We start from the raw sequence: 23,530 nt of genomic DNA, 5'->3' as shown, positions 1-23,530 counted from the left end.
GAGCATCATGTGCCGCAACGTATTCTGGTGCTTGGCGCCAGCGGATATATCGGTCAGCACCTCACCACTGCATTAAGCCAGCAGGGGCATCAGGTGCGGGCAGCGGCACGCAATACCGAGCGCCTGCAAAAGCTTGGTTTGCCTGGCGTGACCTGTCACAACGTCGATCTCAACTGGCCGAAGGAACTCCCCGCGCTGCTGGAAGGGGTCGACACGCTTTACTACCTGGTCCACAGCATGGGCGAAGGCGGGGATTTTATCGCCCACGAACGTCAGGTGGCGATGAACGTCCGCGATGCCCTGCTGCAAACGCCGGTGAAGCAGGTGATTTTTTTAAGCTCGCTCCAGGCACCCGAACACGAGCAGTCCGACCATCTGCGCGCCCGCCAGCTGACGGCAGACACGCTGCGCGGGGCGAATATTCCCGTCACCGAACTGCGCGCCGGGATCATCGTCGGCGCGGGTTCCGCCGCCTTCGAAGTAATGCGCGATATGGTCTACAACCTGCCGGTGCTGACCCCGCCGCGCTGGGTGCGCTCGCGCACCACGCCGATTGCGCTGGAGAATTTGCTCCACTATCTGGTGGCCCTGCTGGATCACCCGGCAGAGCAACACCGCGTGCTGGAGGCGGCAGGCCCTGAAGTGCTGAGCTATCAGGAGCAGTTCGAACATTTCATGCGCGTCAGCGGACGCCGCCGCTGGCTGATCCCCATCCCCTTCCCGACCCGCTGGATTTCAGTGTGGTTTTTGAATGTGATCACCTCGGTTCCCCCGACGACTGCCAAAGCACTGATCCAGGGGCTAAAACACGATTTGCTGGCGGACGATCGCGCGCTGCGCGCATTGATCCCCCAGGCGTTGATCCGCTTTGACGACGCGGTGCGCCATACGCTGAAAGAAGAAGAGAAGCTGGTGAACTCCAGCGACTGGGGCTACGACGCGCAGGCCTTTGCCCGCTGGCGCCCCGAGTACGGCTATTACCCGAAGCAGGCGGGCTGCACGGTAAAAACCTCTGCCAGCCTTCACGCGCTGTGGGAGGTGGTGAACCAGATCGGCGGCAAAGAGCGCTATTTCTTCGGCAATATCCTCTGGCAGACGCGCGGTGCGATGGATCTGCTGGTCGGTCACCGGCTGGCGAAAGGCCGCCCGGCGCATCCGTATCTTAAGCCAGGCGATGCGGTCGACAGCTGGAAGGTGATCGTCGTCGAGCCGGAAAAACAGCTGGCGCTACTGTTCGGCATGAAGGCGCCGGGGCTGGGGCGGCTCTGCTTTACGCTCAAGGACAAAGGCGATCATCGGGAACTGGACGTTCGCGCCTGGTGGCACCCACACGGGATGCCGGGTCTGTTCTACTGGCTGTTTATGATCCCCGCCCATCTGTTTATCTTCCGGGGAATGGCAAAACGCATTGCGCAACTGGCAGAACAAAAGACGAAAATAAGTTAATAAAACCCTCTTTCTTTCACCTTTCCCATTGCAACACATCGTAATTCACGAAAGAATGCGCACGAAATTCTTTTCAACACAGTGGATTGATATGAAGGTACTGGTTACCGGGGCGACCAGCGGCTTAGGCCGAAATGCGGTCGAATTTCTGCGCAACAAGGGCATCAGCGTCAGGGCCACCGGTCGCAACGAAGCGATGGGGAAACTGCTGCAAAAAATGGGCGCGGAGTTCGTCCATGCCGACCTGACGGAGCTGGTCTCCTCGCAGGCGAAGGTGATGCTCGCCGGTATCGACACGCTGTGGCACTGCTCCAGTTTTACCTCCCCGTGGGGAACCCAGGAAGCCTTCGATCTCGCCAACGTGCGCGCCACGCGTCGTCTGGGCGAATGGGCCGTAGCCTGGGGCGTGCGTAACTTTATCCATATCTCGTCACCGTCACTCTATTTCGACTACCACCACCATCGTGACGTGCAGGAAGATTTCCGCCCTGCTCGCTTTGCTTGCGAGTTTGCCCGCAGCAAGGCGGCCAGCGAAGAGGTCATCGACCTGCTGGCGCAGTCAAACCCGCATACCCGTTTTACCGTCCTGCGCCCGCAGAGCCTGTTCGGGCCGCACGACAAAGTGTTTATTCCGCGTCTGGCGCAGATGATGCACCACTACGGCAGCGTGCTGCTGCCGCGCGGCGGCGATGCGCTGGTGGACATGACCTATTACGAAAATGCCGTCCACGCCATGTGGCTGGCAAGCCAGCCGGACTGCGACAAGCTTATCTCCGGTCGCGCCTATAACATCACCAACGGCGAACCGTGCTCGTTGCGCAGCATCGTGCAGCGGCTGATTGATGAACTGCAGATCGACTGCCGTATCCGTTCCGTGCCCTACCCGATGCTGGACATGATCGCCCGCAGCATGGAGCGTTTTGGCAGTAAATCCGCCAAAGAGCCCGCGCTGACGCACTACGGCGTGTCGAAGCTTAACTTTGATTTTACGCTGGATATCACGCGCGCGGAGACTGAGCTGGGGTATAAGCCGATTGTGACGCTGGATGAAGGCATTGTGCGCACGGCGGCGTGGTTACGGGATCACGGGAAGTTGCACCGGTAAGCCTCCAGCCTCATGTAGGCCGGGTAAGCGCAGCGCCACCCGGCAAAAGACAGAGTGTGCGGCCTGATGCCCTCACCCCGACCCTCTCCCACGGGGAGAGGGTGCAGACACTAAAACGGCAACCCGAGGGTTGCCGTTTGCTGTTTATAATGCCGTCCAGGCATCAGCCCATGCCAGACCTGCGCCTGGTTCATAGTATGCCGGGGAGTTGTTACACCAGCCGCTGTACGGGAACGGTTTGCACTGGAACAGTTTACCGTGGTTGTTCACGATATCACCTGCGTTGTACTTGCTGTTCGCGCTCCACGCCTGGTAAGCACCTTCGTCACCTGATGGCGTTGCCGCTTTCGCTTTCACGTTCAGCAGGTAAGTGGTGGTATTGGTCAGCTCGCCATCGCTGACGGTCAGGCTGATTTCAATCTGCTGCGCCGTTGCGGACTCAGGCGCCTTGAAGGTCACCACCGCTTTGTCTTCACCGGTCACGGTCTGACCATCCTGAGAACGCCAGGTGTAGGTCAGCTTGTTGCCGTCCGCGTCGGTAGAGCCTTCCGCGCTCAGGGACACCTGCGCGCCCGCTTCAACGGCACCGATTGGACCCGCAATCTGCGCAACCGGCGCGTGGTTCACCGCAACAGGTTCAGCCGGGGTTTCATCCGGCGTTGGCGCTGGAGCTGGTGCCGGCGTTTCATCTTCTGAAGGCGTTGGCGTTGGCGCTGGCGTTACCGGGGTTTCGTCCGGCGTTACGGCAGAGCCGTCATCGTTCACGATATTGACGTTATAGAACTTCTGCACGCACTTGGTATAGTCGCCGTCTTTGAACGCGCTGAACGGCGTCTGGTAGCCCACCAGCTGGCACGAGTAGGTCTTACCGTCTGGCGTATCCGCGCTCCATCCCCAGTCCTGCTCCCAGTAGATCTTCAGGGCGCCGGCACCGTATTCGTCGAACTGCTTCATGTTGGCGCAGCCCAGCACTTCATTGGCCGGAACAGGCACTTTCAGGTAGTTCGCGAACTCTTTGTAGTACTTGATACGGTTCTGAGACTGAGCAATTTCAGTCGGGCCGCCGCACTCTACGCCGCCGTTGATGATCTGGGTGGTCACGCCGAAGCCCGGTACCAGACCGTTGGCTTTATCATGATCGTTCGGCTGCCACGTGCCGTCGATAACCTGCAGCATGCTTGGTTTTGGCGGCTGCGGGTAGGCGAAGAAGAAGATCGCGCTCGCCAGGTTCAGCCAGGTATCCGCCACCAGCTCAGGTTTATCCAGCAGGGTACGCACGTCGCCGTACATTGCTTCGGAGAACGGACCGTAGTTGTAGTTGTAGGACAGCTGCTTCGCGCCGCGACCGAAGTAGCTCAGGAAGTCGCCGTCTTTATCCTTACCGCACGGCCAGGTCTGGCCCTGCCATACTTTCGGGTCACATTCGCCGTTATAGCCGCCCTTCTGCCCTTCGCTCCAGCCCATTTCACGCACGTGGACCAGCGCCTGACGCCACTCGGCTTCCGGACGCCAGCTTTCGTGACCGCCGGTTTCCTGGGCAAAGTGGGCAAACATGGTGGCCAGCTCTTTGCGGCAGATCGCATCGCTGTCGCGACCGTCGTTATAGGTCTTACACAGCGCCGGGAATTTACCTACGGCTTTCAGGAAGTTGCTGTAGGTATAGGCCTGAGCGCGCAGCGGGAAGAGATAATCCCAGTCGCTGGCCTTCACGATCCCTTCCACGCGCTTAACGTTGTCCGGGTTCGCCGCACGGCCTGGCTCAATCATTTCGACCTGCGCGTTATCAAGGGTCTGAATCGTCTCTTTAACGGAGGTCATCAGCGGGAAGTTAGTGAGCTCCTGCTCTTTCTTCGCCAGATCGCTGGCTTTCATGGTGTACGGCTCGCCGGTGGTCGCCTGCAAAGAGGCAGCCTGCGCCATAAAAGGTGCTACGCATGCGCCGGCAACGAGTACACTCAGTAACGTCCTTTTATTCATTTCAGTATTCCTGTTAATTAAAGTTAAAGTTAAATCCCGGCTTATGTATTAATCCATTAATAAATAAACCATAGACAGCTGTTTTCACTTTTCGAAGAACACCCTGAGGAACTCTTCAAAAATAAAAAACTTTAATAGCGTGCAGCTAATTTCAACTGCTGATATTTCGCCCAAACTTTATGGGCATATTTCATCCGCTGCGGATAGTTCTCTTTTTTCAATCCGGCGTTATAGGCACCTACCGCTTCCCAGTTATATCCGTACACCTTAATCATCCCGGACAAGATGGAAGCGCCGACCATAATGGAGGTGCAGGGCTCGGTCATCAGCCGGTATTCGTCAATTCCTTGCCTTTCCAGCGCAGTAAAGTGAGTGCTATTAATTTGCATTAGCCCGACATCACGCGTGCCGTCATGATTTTGCCCAACCGCATACGGATTCATACCGGATTCAACGTTGGCTATGGCATACAATAAATAAGGATCGACATGATAATAATGTGCGGCTCTGTCCCAACAGTTTGCCAGTGCGCTTTGGCTTATTATCAATAACAACAACATTAACTTTTTCATTTTCACCTGCTGTAAGCGTCGGTTATTTCTCCTTAGCAACATCCTGTAAAATGAATTTTGAATCACTCACCACCCCGTCGGGGATGGTGAGTGTTTACCGGACCAGATTATTTGCAGTCGGTTGATGGACCTTCTTTCACCCAGACATCGCTGTTAGCCGGGTTATCACCACGTGTCCACCATTTGGCACGGTATACGTTGCCCTGGTAGGTGGTGGTTTCGCCGCCGTTATAAACGAGGTCAGAACGCCAGTTCATCTTCACGTTGCTGACCAGCTCCCACGCATCCACACCGAAGCCAGGCTGGTTGCCCTGGGTCCAGTACTTCGCTTTCCACACCAGATGATCGAAGCTTACGGTATCGCCATTGTTGTAGATTTTGCTGGCATCCCACGCGGCATATTTGCTGGCGTTAGCATCGACAGGCGCGTCGCAGCTACCGGTTGCAGTGCCTTCCTCGGATGGCGGAGTCACGTCATCAGCCGGAGGGGTAACCTCGTCAGAAGGTGGGGTAACCTCATCAGCCGGTGGCGTAACGTCAGCCGGTTTCGGATTCACTGTCACCTGTACGTTAGACTGCACGCTGGTTTTACCGTCGCCTACCACTACGCTCAGGGTGTAGGTAGAGGTTGCGGTCACTTCTGGCGCAGTGATGGTCACGTTCGCGGTATCAGTACCGGTCGCGTGCATATCCGCCGGAACGCTCCAGGCGTAAGTCAGAGCATCACCGTCTGGATCGGCAGCCTGCGCGTGCAGAGCGTAGGTTTCACCGGCCTGCAGCGTCACCGCTTCCATGGCGTTCACCACGGGTGCCTGGTTCGCTTTCGGCGCTTTGTTCACAACCTGCACGTCAATCGCGTTGCTAAGCCCTTTTGCATCCGTTACCGTCAGGCGGAACGCCATGGTCTGGTCGCTGGTCGCTGCCGCAACGTTGAAGGTTGCTTTCGCTTTGGTGCTGTTGGTGAGGGCCACCGATGGACCAGAGATCTGGGTCCATTTGTAGGTGATCGCATCGCCGTCTGGATCGCTGGAAGCAGAGCCATCAAGCGTGACGGTTGCCGGGCCAGAGACGTTCTGATCGGCAGATGACGCGATTGGCGCGTGGTTAGTGACCACCGGTTCAACCGGAGTCGAGCCGCCCAGCAGGCTTTCGTTCATCGCATTCAGAATGTCGCCGTTGTCAGAGTCAATAGACCAGGAGAACAGACCGCCCAGGTGGTTGGCCAGAACGTATTTGCCTTTTGCCGCAGCGGAGCGCGCATCCTCGTAAGAGATCAGGTCGCCGGTTGACTTGTTGAAGACGTAAGGCGCTTCTGCGTCAGCGTCATAACCGTATTCCCAGCCTGGCTTGCCTTTGTACTCGTTCACAATTTGACGGTAATCCACCACGCCCGGTTCCCAGGTACCTTTCACCGGACCCGTTGCGGTACCGGTGAACGGATTGTTGCCCGTCTGGCCGTGTACGCCGGTCCAGCCGCGACCGTACATGCCCGCACCCACCACAATTTTGCCAGGCTGTACGCCCTGCTGCAGCAGCGCGTTCACGCCGTTTTCGGTGGTGTAGTCCGTGTCAGGACGCCATGCCGGCGCGTGCAGCGCCGCCTGATGGCCCAGAACCGTGTTGCTCCACGCGCCGTAGAAGTCGTAGCTCATCAGGAAGATATGATCGAGATACTGCTGTGCCGTGGTGTAGTCCACATCTTCAATCTTATCTTTACCGGAACCAATCGCCGTGGTCAGTTCGTAGGTACGGCCGGTTTGTGCAGAAAGCTCATCCATCATTGCGCGCAGGTCGTGCATCAGCGCAGTGTAGGTTGCCTTATCCTGCTGCGGGTTACCCAATGCTGCGTTCTCACCGCCGCCGCCCGGGAATTCCCAGTCGATATCCACGCCGTCAAAGAACTTCCAGGTCTGCAGGAACTCTTTCACGGAGGAGACGAAGCGTGCGCGAATGGCCGGATCGTTCATCTGATAGAACGGGTCTGACAGGGTCCAGCCGCCGATAGACGGCAGTACCTTCAGGCCCGGGTGGGCTTTTTTCAGCGCCATCAGTTGACCAAAGTTACCTTTGTACGGGTCATCCCATCCGGAGACACCGGCCTGCGGTTTTTGCAGAGCAGCCCAGGGGTCGTGGATAGCCACAGTGTAGTCCTGACGGCCGTTACAGGCGCGTTTCAGGGCTTCAAAGCTGTTGCCGCCCTCAATGGATTTCAGGCTGTCGTTGATACCGTCGCCGCCGCAGATGGGAATGAAGCCGTACAGAATGTGGTTCAGGTTAGCCGCAGGGATTTTATCCACCGGGAAGTTGCGGCCATACACGCCCCACTCAGGGAAGTAGGCGCCGACCACTTTATCGGTATGCTGCGCGAAGGTTTTGTTGTTTTCCTGCATCGGCGCGTTCAGCGGCAGCAGGTGGCTACCGTCGGTGTCCGCAACGATAATCAGCTTGCTGGCGCTTTTGGTGCAGCCGCTGGCATTACAGAGTTCCACTTGCTCCTGGTAGCGTCCGCCTTTTTTCACTTTGAAGGTCGCAGAGCCAGATGCGCTGCCCGCGCCGGACCAGACGGTCTGGCCGTCCAGCAAGACTTTGGCAGAGGTTGGCGCGTCGCCGCTCCAGACGTTCCACTCAACCTTCACATCCACACCGTCAGGGTGAACTTTAACGAGGCTGTTATAGTCCTGTGCCGCCTGATCGACTTCTACAAGCGCAAATTTATCATTGCCGCTGCTAATAGACGGAGTGCCTGGCGCCGCTGCAAATGCAGAGCTGGTAGCCGCTGCAATAAAGAGCGCCAGATATTTAGGCTTCATAAATTTCATTTTTATTTCCTGATAAATTTATTCGTAACGTTAATAAACCATGCCTTCCTTGAGAACATGGATTTGTTTTGCATAATGCGTATTAAACCAACCTGACAACCGTGAAAAAAAGTTTTGCTGCGTTGTATTCCTCCATAAAAAGATACAAGCCCAAATTCCGTGTAGCTTATATCTTTTACGATACACTGAGCGCAAAGAGACATCCTTCTCTTCCACCGTCAAAAAAACTTATAAAAAAACTTGACCTGTATATTTAAAATATGAAAGCAAACTGCTGTCCAATAAACACGACTATTCCAGCAAATGACAGATAGGGTCCGAAAGAAATAGTGAGGTTATTTTTATTTAAATTATTTAACGCGAAATAGCCCGCGATACCGCTCAACGCTGCGGCAAGTTCAATTGAAGGCAGCGCCTGCCAGCCGCACCAGGCGCCTAAGGCCGCCAGCAGCTTAAAATCGCCGTAGCCCAGCCCTTCCCGCCCGGTCAGCAGGCGAAAGGCCCAGTAGAGCAGCCAGAGCGACAGATAGCCCGCTACCGCACCGAACAGCGCGTCCTGCAACGGCAATCTGTGGTCAAATGCATGGAGTAAGAGACCTGCCCACAACAGCGGTTGGGTCAGGCAGTCCGGGAGAAGCTGATGCTGCCAGTCGATCATCGCCAGAGGCAGTAAAAACAGCGCGAATAACCACAGCGAAAACAACCCCTGAACGTCCGGCATGCACCAGGCCGTAACGCCAAAAAACAGCGCCGAGAAAAATTCGATCAAAAATAACCGCAGCGGGATGGTCGTGCCGCACTGGTGGCAGCGTCCCCGTAATAACAGCCAGCTGACCAGGGGGATATTTTCCCATGCAGCAAGCGTGTGCTGGCACACCGGACAGTGCGAGGCAGGAAAGAGCAGATTGCCGCTTCCCTCTTCATCCATCACGATCCCCGGCAGGCGCTCGGCAACAACGCCAAGAAAACTGCCCATAATCCCGCCCAGGATCGCACTCATTATCGGAAAACTAACCGGGCAGGCCTCCCGGATCAGCGAGAAGGTATTCATGCGTTTTTTGCCCAGGTGAGCTGCACCTGCGCTTTTACATCGCTGAGATGGTCAACCGGCGTGAGGTTTATTTTTTGCAATCTGACGCCGGAGGTTTGATTAATTTCGCGCAGCCAGTTTTTTAATTCATAAACATTTACCCGATTAACCACAAACGATAAAGTTTGTCCCTCCTGGCGCACGTCCGCCAGCGACAGGTTAATTTCATGGGCGCTTTTCTCGACCACCGTGCGTGGATTATCCGTTTTGACTAACTGAACCTGAAGATGATTTTTATCAATTTCATTACGCATCCAGTTAAGCGTCTCTTTTTGTCTTTTAAGCGTCGATTTACTATTTTGAATCATATTATCCAAAGGGATGACTCCTGCGTAATACACCGCGGCCCCAAGCAGGGCAACGATGCAGAGTTTTAAAATAACTTTCTCCCGGGCGCTGTAGTTCTGGTAGCGTGTTTTCAGCTGCGCGATTCGCTCTTTCATTTATGTTTCCCTGCGATCATGGCGGTATAGGGTTCGGTGGTTGAAACAGGCTGTAAGGTAAAATCGAAATTCTCACGGGTCTGATTAACAAACGCCTGCAACGCGGGCTGGTTTTGCGCGCTGACGCTCAGCGTCAGCGTGTTTTGCTGCGCATCGTATTCCAGCAGATCGATTTCCATCGCAGGCACTGACTGCCGGGCGGCCGCCAGCTCGTCCAGCTGAAGGAAGATCCCCTTACTCTGTTTTTTGACGTTCTGACCAAAGTGATATTTGATATTGGTCTGGTGACGCATGCTGGGGAAATGGTGCTTATACACCTGGAGGATCTCCTCCTGTATCTGGTTTTCCTGCTGCACCAGCATCCAGGCCATTGCAATGCGCGGCCCCAGCAGCAGGCCAACGGACAGCAGGCCCGCAATCGCTACTGCGGCTTTCATGCTTTTCGCGACGCGCCCGTTACCGGCCTTAAGGCTGAATTCACCGTGAAGCAGATTCACGCGACAGGCCTGCCACTGCGTCTGGATCAGCACCAGCGGATGCTGCCAGGGCTGGGCAATGTCGACGTCCACACCAGCAGGCGCTTCGCCGTAACAGCACACCTCCCCCTCTCCGGCCTTCTGCATCAGAAGCGGCAGCAGGCTCGCTTCCATTTCGCTGGCAACATGCGGTGATAAACGTAGCCAGTAGCCGTCGTCCTGAGCGACAAGAGTACTTCCGCCAGCCGTCACCGGCAGCAGCCAGGCATCCGGCAGCACCTGGATCACTTTTAACCCCGCCTCCTGACAGCGGTTTAACCACACGCGCAGCAGTTCGGCATCAATCGCCACCGCATCGACTTCGGCACCCTTTTTGTGAAGCACCGTCCAGTGAAGATTATCCACCTCGCCAATCAGCGTCTCCTCGGCCATCCACGAGAATGCCGTCGCCTGAGAGGCGACTTTCTTCGGCAGCGTAAAATGGCGGAAGATCATGCTGCTGGCGGGCAGCAGCAGACAAACACGGGCCGCCAGTGGATGGTCCGCCAGCGCGTCCAGGCTCTCCAGCGTCTCAACCTGCTGGCTGCCGGAGACACACCCCATTATTTTCCCGCCCTCGCGGTTATCGGGACGAACAAAAAGTACCTGTTTCATAGCGATCTACTTTTCTTATTCAATCATTCGGTAACGACGTTGCCACGTCACGATCTCACCGGCCTCGTTATTGACCTGAAGCTGGCTAACCACGCGAAGCGTTAATTCATCGGTATTGCCGGTATAGTTCACGCGGAAATACCGGCTGCTGATGGAGAGAAGCTCAGCCACCTGTGGGAGATCGTCTTTCAACTGCGGGAAGGTCTGCTCCAGCGCTTTGCTGAAGGTTTCCATATTTTCCCAGCCGGTTTCTGGACGCGAATCAATCAGGCGAACGGCATCATCTTCCGTTAATTTTCCGGGGAACAGCGCGGCCAGTAAGGCGGCCTGTTCCGGTTTCAGGGTGTTCACATCCACCTTGCTGGCAGAGTTCGGCAGCGCGCAGAGCAGCTTGCTCACCTTCGGGTATGCCGCTACCGGGAACGCGGGCAGCTGTTTGATCTCCGCAATGGTGCGCATCATCTGGTTCGCGGGCTGTCGGGCGGGCAAGACGCCCGCCCAGGCATCGCTCTCTGCACCGTCTTTGGCCGTCGTCGCGTCGCCATCGAGATAGTCCACCAGCTGTTGATACACCTCTTCTGCCGTAGTGTGGCTGATGCCGCTTTCCGTCAGGATCTGTTCGACAATCTGCTCGTTGCGCGGTTTTTCCGGCACGGCGGGCGCGTTTTGCCCCTGTGGTATTTTCTCTGCGGCCAGCAGGTTATTGACGTTAAAGCAGTCCTGCGCGTCTTCCACCTGGCTGACCACCGTGTAATCTTCGCCCCGCGTCTCCAGCGGCTGGTGCCAGTCGCCGTCCAGGTTCAGAGCCTTGTTTTCACCGGTGGCGTCGGTCTGCAGGCGGTCCTTCACCACCTTCTCCTGCGCCTGCATCGCCCAGCGCAACTGCTGCTGGCTGACCTGATAATGGGTTTTCTGCAGATTGCGACAGAACTGCTGGCTAATTTTGGCGGCCAGCGCCGACATCATGACCAGCAGGATCAGCACCACCAGCAGCGCTACCCCTTTCTGTTTACGTAATGCACTCATGATTTTGCTTCCGGTGCCGGCAACGGCGCAGGCGCGGTCTCTGGCGCAGCGGCGGGCGCTTGCGCCGCCGCTTCAGGCATATCGCCCGGGGTCGTAAAGACCCAGCGCCAGGTATCGCCGTTTTCCATGGTCAGCGTCAGCTCCACGCCGTCCGGCAGATGCGCCGGGTCGCTCCAGCTTTTCTGCCAGCCCTGACGGTAAAAACGCCACTGCAGCGATTTCACCTCACTGACAATCGGCACTTCATCGGGCTTCGCGTCCACCGGGCCATCAATCACCGGCCAGACGTCGCGATACAGACGCCCCTCTTCCAGGCGCCAGCGCACACGCTCCAGCTGGATCGTTCCGCTCACGCCATTCAGCATGGTCAGCTCAAGCGCATCATCCACCTGACGAAACAGATCCGGCTCGTTACGCGGGGCGCGCGCCTGCAGCTGGTAGAAATCGCGCTCCATCAGATTCCAGGCCCGCTGCAGCTGATTGAGCTTCGCGGCGCTGGCGTCGGTTGCCGAACTGGTGCGCATTGCGCCGTCCAGAATTTGCCAGGCCAGGGTGCTGATCACCGCGAAAATGGTCAGGGCAATCATGATCTCCAGCAGGGTAAACCCGCGCTGGCGTCGCGTTTTTTCCCTTGCTCTCTCCCGGCGGAACGATTTGCAAAGCGATAACCGGCTGGCTGTCGTCCCCTTCCGCGTAGACGCGAATGGCGTTCGCCCAGCCGTTGTCGGCGGTTTTCACCCGCTGCTTGCGCCAGTTCCAGCTGCGCCCGCCCATGATTTCCGTCCCCTGCGTCTCGGCGTCCGGGAAGTCGGTTTTCGTGAGCTGCGCTTCCGCCAGCTGATTTTCCGCCACCCAGCTGGCCTGCAGCGTGTCGGCCAGGCCGTGAGTGAAACGCACGTTCAGGGAGACCGAATTCATCAGCGCCAGCGCGGCGGTGGAGAAGATCACCAGCGCGACCATCACCTCCAGCAGCGTCATCCCCTTTTGCTTTTTGCCGTTAGCCATCGTTCTCTACCGATACAGGCGCAGCGCCTTGCGACACCACGCGGAAATGGTGCTGTTTGTCATAGCTTTGCAGCGTCAGCGTGAAGCGGCTGATTTCGCCGTACGGTAAAAAGAGCACCTGCGGATCGGCGCTTACCGTGGCGGCAAGGCGCTGGGGCGAAAGCGAAACGTGCATCTCTTCCGGGAAATCGCCTTTGGTGGTAATACGCCCGGCGGATAACGGCACCCAGTGACGTTCGCCGTTTTTATCCTCGAGCGTCACCAGCTGATAATTATCCGTCGTGATGACCAGCCCGACGATATTTCCGTCCATCACCGCACGGTCTGAACCATAATCAACGAGGGCTTTTAATTGCTGGCCAAATATATCCGCACCGCTGCGTGAAGGTATTGTTGACACCACCATCATGGCGCAGCTGGCAAATATCACCAGCGCCAGAATAATTTCCAGCAACGTAAAGCCGCGTTGTTTATTCATTATTTCTCTTTCTTATCCAGAGACCAGTTCGTAATATCATCGGCGGTATTGGCTTCACCGTCCGGACCGGCGGAGAAGACGTCGACCGCGCCGTGTTCGCCCGGGCTAACCAGAATATAATCTCCGCCCCACGGGTCCTGCGGCAGGCGACGGATATAGCCATCAGCACGGTAGCCGTTCGGGATTGGCGCGATTTCAGGCTTGGTTACCAGCGCCTGTAAACCCTGCTCGGTTGTCGGGTAGCGGTGGTTATCCAGCTTATACATATCCAGCGAACCTTCGAGCGCGACAATATCGCTGGTTGCTTTTTGCGTATCTGCTTTTTCTTTATTGCCCATTAAGTTTGGCACCACCATGCTCGCCAGTACGCCGAGAATAACAATGACCACCATTAATTCGAGCAAGGTGAAACCCGCCTGACGCGCCAGGTTTTTACGTTTTAAAGCCATGATTTAACCTACCATATTATTAAGTTGCAGAAGCGGTTGTAATATTGACAGCACGATGAATAAAACAATCGTCGCCATGGATACCACCAGCGCCGGTTCAAATACCGACAGCGTTAATGTAATTCGATGCTGCAATGCCGATTCCTGGTTTTCCGCCGCGCGGTCCATTAAATTGCCTAATTCTCCGCTCTCTTCGCCGGAGGCAATCATATACAGCATGGTTGGCGGGAATAATTTCGCCTGTTCCAGCGCGGCATAGAGCGATGCCCCCTGGCGCACGGTATCCGCCGCCTGCTCCAGCACCTGCCGGGCATAGAGGTTTTCGATACCGTCCATCGCGATATACATCCCCTCCAGCAGCGGCACGCTGCTGGCCTGCAAAATGCTCAGGGTACGGATGTAGCGGGCGCTGTTGATAGCGCACACCAGCTTTTTAATCGGCGAGCCGTTCACCAGCCAGCTGTGCCAGCGAAAACGGTTTTTGGCGTTTCTCAGCCAGGTCTTAAAGCCGACAAACCCGCCGCCGAGGATCCCTACGATGTAGATCCCGTACGCCTGCAGAAAATCACTCACCGCAATCAGCGTGCTGGTGGTGATCGGCAGCTGCTGCTTCATGTGGGTGAACTGCTCGATCACCTGCGGCACCACCGCCACCAGCAGAATGCTGATGACCGCGATGGCGACCACGGTCAGGGTAATCGGGTAGACCATCGCCTGCGTCAGCTTGCTTTTCATCTTCTGGCGCTGCTCGTTGTACTCCGCCAGCTTCTCCAGCACGTCGCCCAGGTGGCCGGTTTTTTCGCCGGCCATCACCAGGGTGCAGTAGAGCTTGTCGAAGGTGCGCGGGAACTGGCTAAACGCGTCGAACAGCGTGTGGCCTTCCACTACTTTCTCGCGGATCTCCACCACCATCGCCGCCAGCTTTTTGTCCTCCGTCTGCTTCGAGATAGCCTTCAGGGCGCTTTCCAGCGGCAGCGCGGCGTTGACCAGCGTCGAAAGCTGGCGGGTAAACATCGACAGCACCGGCGTGGAGAGCTTTGCGCCGGTTTTCGCTTTACCGGACGCCGCCGCCTCACGGGTTTCGTTGATGCTGACGGGCATCAGCTTTTGCTCGCGAAGCCACTGGCGAACCTGCTTTTTCCCCTCGGCCTGCAGCGTGCCGCGCTGGGTTTTCCCCGCGCCGTCCGTTGCGGTCCAGGCGTAGAAGGCCATTACGCATCCCCCCCACGCTCGGCGGTGACGCGCATCACCTCTTCCAGCGAGGTCACGCCGCTAATCACCTTCAGCAGCCCGTTTTCACGCAGGCTGTAAGCCTGCTTAAAGAGCTGCGTCTCGATAGACATTTCGTCCTTATCTTCATGAATGGCGCGGCGCATGGTGCTGTCCACCACCAGGAACTCATGAATACCGGCCCGGCCCTGATAGCCGCTCTGGCGGCAGTGTTCACAGCCCACCGCGCGGTAGATTGCTTTTGGCGGCGCGTCCATAAAGCTGAACAGCGCTTTTTCATTGGCATCCAGCGGACTGGTGGTCCGGCAGTGCGTACACAGCCGACGCACCAGACGCTGGGCAATGACACCGAGCAACGATGAACCGATTAAAAAGGATTCCAGCCCCATATCCCGCAGGCGAGTTATCGCCCCTGCGGCGCTGTTGGTGTGCAGCGTAGACATGACCAGGTGACCGGTAAGCGACGCCTGCACCGCAATTTGCGCGGTCTCACCGTCACGAATTTCCCCGATCATCACCACGTCCGGGTCCTGACGCAGAATGGCGCGCAGCCCGCGGGCAAAGGTCATGTCCACGCGCGGGTTAACCTGCGTCTGCCCCACCCCTTCCAGCTCGTATTCAATCGGGTCTTCAACGGTCAGAATGTTGCGTTCGTGACCGTTCAGCGCCGAAAGAATGGCGTACAGGGTGGTACTTTTACCGGAGCCTGTCGGCCCGGTGACCAGGATAATGCCGTGCGGACGGTCAATCAGCCCTTTCAGCTTCTCCAGCTCTTCATCAATCAGGCCCAGCTTGTTGATGTCAGGCTTAAGATTGCTTTTATCGAGCAGACGCATCACCACGCGCTCGCCGTACTGGGACGGAATGGTCGAGACGCGCACGTCGATCGCCTTGCGACCAATGCGCAGGGAGATACGGCCATCCTGCGGCAGGCGCTTCTCGGCGATGTCGAGTTTTGACATGACCTTGATGCGCGATACCAGCAGCGGCGCGAGCTTGCGCGCAGGCTGCAGCACCGGGCGCAGCACGCCGTCAACGCGGAAGCGAATGCTCAGCGTGCGCTCGAAGGTTTCGATATGAATATCCGACGCGCCGTCCTTCACCGCCTCGCCGAGAATGGCGTTGATCAGGCGGATTACCGGCGAGTTTTCGTCGTTATCGAGCAGATCTTCGTTATCCGGGATCTCCTCGGTTAACGCCATCAGGTCGATATCGGCGTCCATATCGTCCACCAGCTGCTGCGAGACGCCGCTGCTCTGCTGCCAGATTTTGGCCAGCATCTCGTCAAACGCTTCCGGCGTGAGGGTGACCGGGACGAACGCGCGTCCCAGCACCCGGCGCACTTCCAGCAGTGCAAATGCCGGGGTGTCATCACGGATATAGACGTCATTGTTATAAAATAAAACGCCGTTATCTTTTGCGTAGCTGCTGCTACACAGTGTTTTACTCAGTTCGTCCACGTTGCCCCTCCGCCTTACTCTTTAAACGGATTGCGTGTCGCGCTGGTTTTCACCGGTGCGGCATGGGTGGCCGTCTTAGTGTCGGCAGACGGAAACGCGGGCAGAATGGCGTTATCCGCTGGCTCAATAATGCCGAGCTTTTTCTCCTCCACGCGCTGCATCTGGCGAACGCGGATCTGGTCATATTTCTCTTTCGACGCGGCACTGTAGTTGTCGTCGTCACGCAGGACGGTGGTATGGATAAACACCATCAGGTTGCGTTTCGACGTGTCCTGCGAGGTGTAGCGGAACAGCTGGCCCACCAGCGGGATATCGCCGAGCAGCGGCACTTTGGAAACCGACTGCTTGGTGACGTTTTCCATCAGGCCGCCGAGCACCACCGTCTGGCCACTGTGGACCATCACTTCGTTATTAATGGTGCGAGTGTTGAAGGTCGGGCCGAGGCTGGCGTCTTCCGTCGCGCTGTTGTCTACGCTGGAGACTTCCTGCTCAATCTTCAGGTGGATCATGTCACCGTCGTTAATCTGCGGCACAATTTTCAGCTTGGTACCGACGGTCTTACGCTCAACGGAATTGAAGACGTTGTCGCCGCTGGTGGTCTGCGAACCGGCAAGGACCGGCACGTCCTGGCCCACGTTAAACGACGCTTCTTTGTTATCCAGCGTGACTACGCTCGGCGTGGAGAGAATGTCGTTTTTACCGTCGGTGGAGAGCGCGGTCATCAGGGCGCCGAAGTCGCCGTTGAAGAAACCGGTCGCCAGGCCGGTAAAGCTTGCCCCCTTCATGGTGCCGTTTTTAATCTGGCTGATAGGCAGGCCGGTTGAGCCGAACTGCACGCCGCCGTGCTTGCTGGTCCACTGCACGCCGAGATCCAGGCCGTTACCGTCCTGCACTTCAGCAATGATCGCTTCCACCAGCACCTGCGGACGGCGGATGTCGAGCTTGTCGATCACTTTCTCAAGCGAGTTCATCACGTTAGGCTGCGCGGTGATCACCAGCGAGTTGGTTGATTCGTCGGCGGTAATATTCAGATCCGTCGAGGCGCTCGCGGTTTTCGCTTTTGCGACACCCGGCTTGTCCTTCAGCTGTTCGCCAATCCCGGTCAGCACCGGCACCACCTTCGTGGCGCTGGCATATTTGAGGTAGAAGACGCGGGTATTCCCCTCGTTGTTCTGCTCGCGATCCAGCTGATGGATCAGAGAGCGGGTACGCATGCGCGCATCTTCCGAACCGCTGATCACCAGGCTGTTGGTCTCGTCATCCGCTACCACCTTGGTGGCGAGCTGCGGCGCGTTCTGCCCCTTCTGCTCTTCGTTGTTGAGGTTGTTCAACATGTCGGAGAGCTCTTTGGCGGACGCAAAGCGCAGCGGCACGATTTCGCGACGCTGAATGCCGTCTCTGTCGACGCGCTGCACCAGATCCACCAGGCGATTCACCACCGAGGCTTTCCCGGTTAACAGCAGGACGTTCGACGGCTCAAAATGCACCACGTTACCGATACCGGTGGCATCGTTCAGCTGGCGCAGCAGCGGCGCCAGCTCACGCACCGGCACGTTTTCCATGCGCACGACGCGGGTGATGATCTCATCGCCTTTGCCCGGATTTTTGCTGTCTGCCAGCGGGGCCCCGGCGGTGCGGGCTACGCTTGAGCGCACCACTTTGACCATGCCGTTGTCCATCGGGATCACCGACAGACCGTACAGGTCCAGCACGCTCAGGAAGAACTGGTAATACTCATCTTCCGTCAGCACGTTATAGGTTCTGACCGACACCGTACCCTGAACGGACGGGTCGACGAGAATGGTTTTGTTAAGATTGCGGCCTACCGTATCGATAAACTCGCGGATATCGGTATTTTTAAAGCTCGCGCTAAAGTTGGCTGCAAGCAGCGAACTGGAATATAACGACAATGCGGTCAGCGCCACGCACGCCCAAGGAAATTTCTTCATGTCTGTACACTTGTTAGTTGTTTAGAACATTAACCCGAATATTTTCAAGGTGAGCGTGACGTCTGACGACGACCTCCGCTTCTTTCATTTTCGACCAGTTGGCAATAATACTTTTTGCCTTTGCTTCATCGGTCATATCGACAGAGTTGACTTTCACAGCCACGTCGCCTTTTTCCAGCCCGGAATGGCTGAAGAACGCTGAGGCATTCCTTGGATTGATGTTGTAGCCTTCCAGTTGGCCTTTTTCGATTACCGGTTTTAACACCAGATAATCATCCAGATGCACGCTTTCCGCGCCTGCATCTTTCGTCGATTTGGTTACCGGGCCGCTATCAACGCCGCCCTTAAAATAGTCAGGCTTATTTAACGCCAGTACCTGCGTAGCACCTTCGTAATTAACCACCACATTGTCTTTGTTAATTTCCTGAATAAAAGCATCGTTAAAACCGGTCAGCGGCTCGCCTTCACGATAGCTGCGCTGGCCTGCCGGGGTTTTAATCACCGCAAAGGAGAGCCAGGCATCGTCACTGCTGACAATTCCTTCAATTTCCGCTGCCAGCGGGGCTTTCGCGGCAGCCGGTAAGTTATCCTGACGCACCGCAGCCGTGAACAGAGTAAATGTCTTTTCTTCACGACGATTTTTCAGCGGCTGTTCATCAGACTTAGCCAACTTATTCGTAACTTTTTTATAATCTTTAAACGTCAGATAGCCTTGCTGGCCGCAAAAAATTAACAGCACAAACATAATACAAGGCGTTATCCACCGTGACAGAAATGAGAACCTCATTTTTCATCTGGCCTTTAGCAAAGCGGAAATAAGCAGCGTCGGGCTGCGCCAATATGTGCGAAAAATAGTAATTAACTGCCGTAAATACGACCATCGACTTCGCCATTAACTTTAATAAAAAAAACTATTGACCAAATAAAATCGGGATGTTAGGTCATTGCAACTGGATATTTTTACCCTGTGCGCAAATTGACCACCCTGTGGCGTTGCTTTACTTTCTCGACCTGTTGCTATTCCTAATCAGAGACGGTAAGTCGTTATGTATCAGAGCCACTTTAAATTTAAACAACCGCCATTCAGAACAATCATGGGTTTCTCCGGCGATTTTCTGGTGCCTTATCATCAGGACGTATTCAACCTGCTGAAAGAGAAAAGCCAGGTGGCGGGAATTATCGGGCTCTTTTGCAACGACGCACCGCTGCTGGGCCACTTCAGCGATGCGCTGAAGGCCAGCCTTCCTGGCGCCATTGCCATCAACGCGTTTCCTAAGCTGAGTGCCAGTAGCCTGCTGTACAAGCTCAACCCAGGAACGAAAGAGAGCAAGAGCCGCATTCAGGCGGTGGATGCCGTGCTGCATCAATGGCAGGGCGGAAAAAACCGCAGCAAAACCCTGGTCATCCGTCACGCGGAAGCGATGAAGGAGACCTGCCGTGAGGTGCTGGGAATGTTGCTTACGCGTGCTCAGGAGCTGGAGTTCCGTCTGTCCATCGTGCTGATGGGCAGCGCGGAGCAGGAAGCCGCCCTCTTACACCCATCTGAACTTCGCGAATATGCCCATACCCGTCATACATTGCGTCCCCTGACCTGCCGGGAATTTCTCAGCTATGTGCAGGCGCAGTGTGAAGAACACGGGTGCGAGAATTCGCCGCTAACCCCGGCGCGCGTGCGCAAGATGCACGCGCTGACCAAAGGCAACATCAGCAAACTGAATGAACTGGCGCACCTGTCAATGCTCGCGGCCTGGACCGAACGTGCAGCGCAGGTCAGCCCGCGTCATTTACGCCTGGCGGCAGGCGAGATCCTCCCGGCAAAAAAACACGGTAAGCGCCTGGCGACCGTGGGATTGTTCGCCTCGGTTCTGTTCGCCGCCTGCGGATGGTATTTAACCGCCTCAATCAATGCAAAACTGCCGATTCAGCTTCCCGTACCGGCGAGCTGGAAACAGCAGAAGTCAAAAGCCGACGCGCCTGTCGTGCCGGTTATCGACAATGAAGTGGTTAATCAGCCGGATGCGATGCACCAGCTGTACCTGATGTGGGGGTATGACGCCTCCGCGGATGATGCGCTGTGTCAGAACGCCGGGAAGGTCAATCTGATGTGTAAACAGGGCAACGCGTCACCGGATACGCTGGCACAGGAGGGTTATCCGTGGGTCAGTGAACTCAAAACCGGTAACCACCTTAACTACGCTGTTGTCGCCCGCGTAGGCGATGACTCGATGGATCTGCTGATGAATAACCGCACCTGGCAGGTGAGCCGCAGCTGGTTTAACCAGCATGCCACCGGTAACTTTACCCAGCTGCATCGCCTGACGCCGGAAGGCAAAGATGCCATCAGCGCCGCCAGCGATGCGAAAGACATGGGCTGGCTGGATCAGGCGCTGAGTCTGGCTCTTGGCCAGCCTGAAACCCATGCTCAGACCTGGACGGCTGAGATGATGAAACGCACCCGCGAGTTCCAGCAAAAAATGCATCTGCATGTGGATGGCATTCCTGGGGAAGATACGCTGATGCAGTTAATGCGTGAAACCCATACCACGCCGAGCGTGTTGATTCAGGCCACGCATGCCACACCGGACGCCAACACGCAGGAGAAGCATTCCTAATGTCTACCATCTGTCTTGCGGCTCAGCGCAGCTACACCACCGGAGAGGCGGTCTGGTTTTCGTACCGCCTCCCCAGCCTGAGAAAAATTTGCGGTCATACCTTTTTATGGGTATTGGGTTTGTGCGCCCTGGTCATGGCAGGGCTGTACGCGCATATTTACTGGAATTTGCGCCACCCGGCCCCTGAACCGGTAAAAGCGAGCGTCGCTAAACCGGAAACGCAGCTTTCCGATATGCATTATGTGTACGTGAGTAAACCGTTCCCGCATCCGCATCCTAAACCGGCGCCGGTACGGGAAGAGATGCCGCCCATGCAGGATCTGCCGATAAGCACAGATGATGCTGACTGGCAGCAGGCCCCTGACAGCACCGTGCCGCAGGATGCCGGGCACGATACCTCGCGCGATACCCTGCCGGGAACCGAGGCGCACGAAAACACCACCGCGTCGTCGGGAAGTGAAGATGCTTCGTTAGCCGAATTGTTTAAGCAGGCGTTAAAAGAACAAGAGCAGGATTATTCTCAAGGCAAAATTCCCGCGCCGCCGGTTGACGAAACGCAGGATCAATCGCAAAGCAGTTTGTTGCATAACGATAACGTCCAGTCTCCTTTGAGTAAAAAAGGAGACCGGCTGGAGTAGTTAATATTTTTCAGGCAGCGTGGTGAGGTTAAGCAGACGACCTTTCTCCACCACAATATATTGACCTTTTTTCAGGTCGGAGAGGATTTTAATAATGGTACTGCGGGCCAGGTTGGTATATTCCTGAATATAGTCATAGATATTAATATCGCGCTGTTGGTGAACAATCAGCTCATTAATTTCGTAGAGGAATTCGCGGACCACAGAATAGGCGCTACGGGCGACCAGAACATCATCGCGTTTGCTCAGCAGGCAGATGTACCAGGAGAGCACTTTGGTCAATTCAGGCCACAGATTTTTCTCGGTCATAAGCTGCGCGAAGGCCTCTTTTTTGATGCTGCGTACCACGGTGTTTGCGCGGACCAGGCCGTACATATGGGCTGACTGATAGAAAATAGCGGAGAGGCCAAACACGCACTGTCCGGTGACGGTAAACATGCAGAGTTCGTCTGATTCACGACGGAATTCGACTTCGCCGCTGACGATAATATGAATATACTGAGAGTCAGCCGTGGAAATTTTCTGCCATTTCTTTAAGGTTTTCTCTTCAAAACCTTCAGTGGCAGAAATAATGGCTTCCATTTCAGGTTGTGGACGTAATTTTTTACCGTAAATGCTTAACATTGTTATACCCATTTAAGATTAGATTTATTAGACATAGCATGGCCGCGGTATTAAAACCGAAAAACCAACAATCTTTTCCTGATGAAAGGCTCAAGGAGAAAATAAGAATGCCTGCCGCCAGCAATATTTTTTTATTTACTTAGCAAGCTATGTGTCTATCTTAAATCCGGATAATTTTAAGTCAATTTACTAAAAATGAATTGAGTTTGTACTTAAGATTAATCTCAAGCACAAATAAGGGGAAAACGCGCATTCGGGCGCAAACCGAAGGTTTACCGTTGCCCGTATTTCTCTAAAAGGGCTTCTGCAATGGCCATCGTTTCCACATCCGCGACGCCGTTCCATACCTGCGGGCGATAGTGCATCTGGAAGGCGGTGATAACGCGTTGCTGCTGCTGATCCGTGGCGTTGTCCGGCACCTCATAGCCATAGCGCATCAGCAGGTCGAGCAGGGCTGCACGATCTACCTCCTGATAGCGCGGACGACCATTGATATAGAAGTTCACGCGCCCGGCATCGGGCCAGGCCCCAATCCCCTGCTTCGCCAGCGCCTGCCAGGGAAACAGCGGGCCGGGATCGTCCTTACGCTGGGGCGCGATATCAGCATGCGCCACCACGTTCTGCGGTTTAATGTCGTACCGGGCGATAATGTCTTTCGCAAGCGGGATAAGCGCCGCGATTTGCGCAGGCTCAAACGGCGCGAAAACTTTCACACCGTCGCGCTTCTGCCAGCCGCGGTTCTCCAGCTCAATGCCGACAGACGTGTCGTTGATGCGGTTGGTGCCGCGCCAGAAGCTGATGCCCGCATGCCAGGCCAGCTCGCTCTCCGGCACCAGCTGCCAGATGCGCGGCTTCCCGTCCGGCGTCGGCGGTTTTGCGGGGATGAGATAGTGGGAGCTGACGTTTTTGTCCGTCAGCGTGGCCAGCGAGGTGTCGAAGTCGTCGGCGGTGTAGTGGATCACCAGCACCTTTATGCGCGGGTAGGCCGCCTGCGCCTGATGGCGGGTATCCAGCTCGTAGGCACCTTTATCAACAATGCCTTTTTCCTGGACGCATCCTGCCAGCAACATCGCCAGCAGGAGCGTTGAAAGCGAGCGCTTCATCGACGGGTTTTCACCGCCGTGCCGCTTACGCTCACCATCAACATGCTCGAATCTTTGCCGACGGTTTCATAATCAATATCGATTCCTACAACGGCATCTGCACCCAGCGCTTTGGCCTGCTCGCCCAGCTCCTTAAACGCAATTTCGCGCGCTTTACGCAGCTCTTTTTCGTACGCGCCAGAGCGTCCACCGACGATGTCACGAATCCCGGCAAAGAAATCCCGGAAAATGTTCGCGCCCAGAATCGCTTCGCCGGTGACCACGCCGCAATACTCGGTAATGGTCTGTCCTTCCAGGGTTGGCGTTGTTGAAAACTGCATACTTTCTCTCCTTCTTTAGCGTTCAATGCGTTAGCAACAGCATTATCGGTTCGT

The 23,530-nt window shown here is 56.0% G+C and carries 21 protein-coding genes and 1 pseudogene; 4 read left to right on the top strand and 18 right to left on the bottom strand.

Going from position 1 to position 23,530, the window contains the following annotated elements; translation table 11 throughout:
• The first annotated feature begins 9 nt into the window (after positions 1 to 9).
• On the top strand, positions 10 to 1,446 hold the full coding sequence (locus APT89_RS13715) for an SDR family oxidoreductase (protein ID WP_045261794.1): 1,437 nt from the start codon (positions 10 to 12) through the stop codon (positions 1,444 to 1,446).
• Positions 1,447 to 1,537: 91 nt separating this feature from the next.
• Positions 1,538 to 2,551 (top strand): NAD-dependent epimerase/dehydratase family protein, encoded by a 1,014-nt coding sequence (locus APT89_RS13710; protein ID WP_059358040.1) that lies wholly within the window; start codon positions 1,538 to 1,540, stop codon positions 2,549 to 2,551.
• Positions 2,552 to 2,695: 144 nt separating this feature from the next.
• Here APT89_RS13710 and APT89_RS13705 read toward each other — a convergent pair whose 3' ends face one another.
• The 15 genes and pseudogenes from APT89_RS13705 to gspC form a co-directional block, all read right to left on the bottom strand.
• On the bottom strand, positions 2,696 to 4,528 hold the full coding sequence (locus APT89_RS13705) for a chitinase (RefSeq protein ID WP_041910652.1): 1,833 nt from the start codon (positions 4,526 to 4,528) through the stop codon (positions 2,696 to 2,698).
• A gap of 131 nt (positions 4,529 to 4,659) precedes the next feature.
• The gene (gene iagB, locus APT89_RS13700; RefSeq protein WP_041910653.1) at positions 4,660 to 5,100 is read right to left on the bottom strand and encodes a type III secretion system invasion protein IagB; all 441 of its coding nucleotides are present in this window, start codon (positions 5,098 to 5,100) and stop codon (positions 4,660 to 4,662) included.
• A gap of 107 nt (positions 5,101 to 5,207) precedes the next feature.
• Complete coding sequence (locus tag APT89_RS13695) at positions 5,208 to 7,919, bottom strand: glycosyl hydrolase family 18 protein (RefSeq protein ID WP_041910654.1); 2,712 nt, start codon at positions 7,917 to 7,919, stop codon at positions 5,208 to 5,210.
• A 253-nt stretch (positions 7,920 to 8,172) separates the two neighbouring features.
• Positions 8,173 to 8,970 (bottom strand): prepilin peptidase, encoded by a 798-nt coding sequence (locus APT89_RS13685; RefSeq protein WP_041910656.1) that lies wholly within the window; start codon positions 8,968 to 8,970, stop codon positions 8,173 to 8,175.
• Positions 8,967 to 9,452 (bottom strand): type II secretion system protein GspM, encoded by a 486-nt coding sequence (gspM, locus tag APT89_RS13680; protein ID WP_041910657.1) that lies wholly within the window; start codon positions 9,450 to 9,452, stop codon positions 8,967 to 8,969. The genes APT89_RS13685 and gspM overlap by 4 nt, the downstream gene beginning before the upstream one ends.
• Positions 9,449 to 10,582 carry a type II secretion system protein GspL gene (gspL, locus tag APT89_RS13675; RefSeq protein WP_041910658.1) on the bottom strand — a complete coding sequence of 378 codons (1,134 nt, stop codon included), beginning with the start codon at positions 10,580 to 10,582 and terminating at the stop codon, positions 9,449 to 9,451. The genes gspM and gspL overlap by 4 nt, the downstream gene beginning before the upstream one ends.
• Before the next feature lie 15 nt (positions 10,583 to 10,597).
• Entirely contained in the window at positions 10,598 to 11,608 is a 1,011-nt protein-coding gene (gene gspK, locus APT89_RS13670) for a type II secretion system minor pseudopilin GspK (RefSeq protein ID WP_060572697.1), read from the bottom strand.
• On the bottom strand, positions 11,605 to 12,195 hold the full coding sequence (gspJ, locus tag APT89_RS13665; protein ID WP_060572695.1) for a type II secretion system minor pseudopilin GspJ: 591 nt from the start codon (positions 12,193 to 12,195) through the stop codon (positions 11,605 to 11,607). Before gspJ ends, gspK begins: the two co-directional genes overlap by 4 nt.
• Positions 12,196 to 12,238: 43 nt before the next feature.
• Positions 12,239 to 12,613, bottom strand: a pseudogene (gene gspI / locus APT89_RS13660) (type II secretion system minor pseudopilin GspI); the annotation flags it as partial.
• Complete coding sequence (gspH, locus tag APT89_RS13655) at positions 12,606 to 13,091, bottom strand: type II secretion system minor pseudopilin GspH (protein ID WP_060572693.1); 486 nt, start codon at positions 13,089 to 13,091, stop codon at positions 12,606 to 12,608. The pseudogene gspI and the gene gspH, both read right to left, overlap by 8 nt.
• A complete protein-coding gene (gene gspG, locus APT89_RS13650; RefSeq protein WP_028012525.1) occupies positions 13,091 to 13,540 on the bottom strand; it encodes a type II secretion system major pseudopilin GspG in 450 nt (149 codons plus the stop codon). Before gspG ends, gspH begins: the two co-directional genes overlap by 1 nt.
• 3 nt (positions 13,541 to 13,543) lie before the next feature.
• Positions 13,544 to 14,752 (bottom strand): type II secretion system inner membrane protein GspF, encoded by a 1,209-nt coding sequence (gene gspF / locus APT89_RS13645; RefSeq protein ID WP_041910662.1) that lies wholly within the window; start codon positions 14,750 to 14,752, stop codon positions 13,544 to 13,546.
• Positions 14,752 to 16,230 (bottom strand): type II secretion system ATPase GspE, encoded by a 1,479-nt coding sequence (gene gspE, locus APT89_RS13640; protein ID WP_006809432.1) that lies wholly within the window; start codon positions 16,228 to 16,230, stop codon positions 14,752 to 14,754. The genes gspF and gspE overlap by 1 nt, the downstream gene beginning before the upstream one ends.
• A gap of 14 nt (positions 16,231 to 16,244) precedes the next feature.
• Entirely contained in the window at positions 16,245 to 18,179 is a 1,935-nt protein-coding gene (gene gspD / locus APT89_RS13635; RefSeq protein ID WP_041910663.1) for a type II secretion system secretin GspD, read from the bottom strand.
• 13 nt (positions 18,180 to 18,192) lie between these two features.
• Positions 18,193 to 18,924, bottom strand: a complete 732-nt coding sequence (gspC, locus tag APT89_RS13630) for a type II secretion system protein GspC (RefSeq protein ID WP_041910664.1) — start codon at positions 18,922 to 18,924, stop codon at positions 18,193 to 18,195.
• 301 nt (positions 18,925 to 19,225) lie between these two features.
• Between gspC and APT89_RS13625 the strand changes: the two genes are divergently transcribed.
• Together APT89_RS13625 and APT89_RS13620 are read left to right on the top strand one after the other, a co-directional pair.
• Positions 19,226 to 20,791: an ExeA family protein gene (locus APT89_RS13625; protein WP_041910665.1), complete on the top strand. Its 1,566-nt coding sequence runs from the start codon at positions 19,226 to 19,228 to the stop codon at positions 20,789 to 20,791.
• Positions 20,791 to 21,429: a hypothetical protein gene (locus tag APT89_RS13620; RefSeq protein ID WP_041910666.1), complete on the top strand. Its 639-nt coding sequence runs from the start codon at positions 20,791 to 20,793 to the stop codon at positions 21,427 to 21,429. The genes APT89_RS13625 and APT89_RS13620 overlap by 1 nt, the downstream gene beginning before the upstream one ends.
• Here APT89_RS13620 and APT89_RS13615 read toward each other — a convergent pair whose 3' ends face one another.
• The 3 genes from APT89_RS13615 to APT89_RS13605 all read right to left on the bottom strand — a co-directional run bounded on the left by APT89_RS13615 (position 21,430) and on the right by APT89_RS13605 (position 23,476).
• Entirely contained in the window at positions 21,430 to 22,053 is a 624-nt protein-coding gene (locus APT89_RS13615) for a helix-turn-helix domain-containing protein (RefSeq protein ID WP_028012518.1), read from the bottom strand.
• Positions 22,054 to 22,325: 272 nt separating this feature from the next.
• A complete protein-coding gene (locus APT89_RS13610) occupies positions 22,326 to 23,156 on the bottom strand; it encodes an N-acetylmuramoyl-L-alanine amidase (RefSeq protein ID WP_060572691.1) in 831 nt (276 codons plus the stop codon).
• Positions 23,153 to 23,476 (bottom strand): heavy metal-binding domain-containing protein, encoded by a 324-nt coding sequence (locus tag APT89_RS13605; protein WP_028012516.1) that lies wholly within the window; start codon positions 23,474 to 23,476, stop codon positions 23,153 to 23,155. Before APT89_RS13605 ends, APT89_RS13610 begins: the two co-directional genes overlap by 4 nt.
• Positions 23,477 to 23,530 lie beyond the last annotated feature (54 nt).

This window comes from Enterobacter sp. 50588862, assembly GCF_001462935.1.
In the GTDB taxonomy this organism is placed as follows: Bacteria; Pseudomonadota; Gammaproteobacteria; order Enterobacterales; family Enterobacteriaceae; genus Enterobacter; species Enterobacter bugandensis.
The sequence above is the reverse complement of the archived record's forward strand: the minus strand, read 5'-3'. Positions and strand labels throughout refer to the sequence as shown.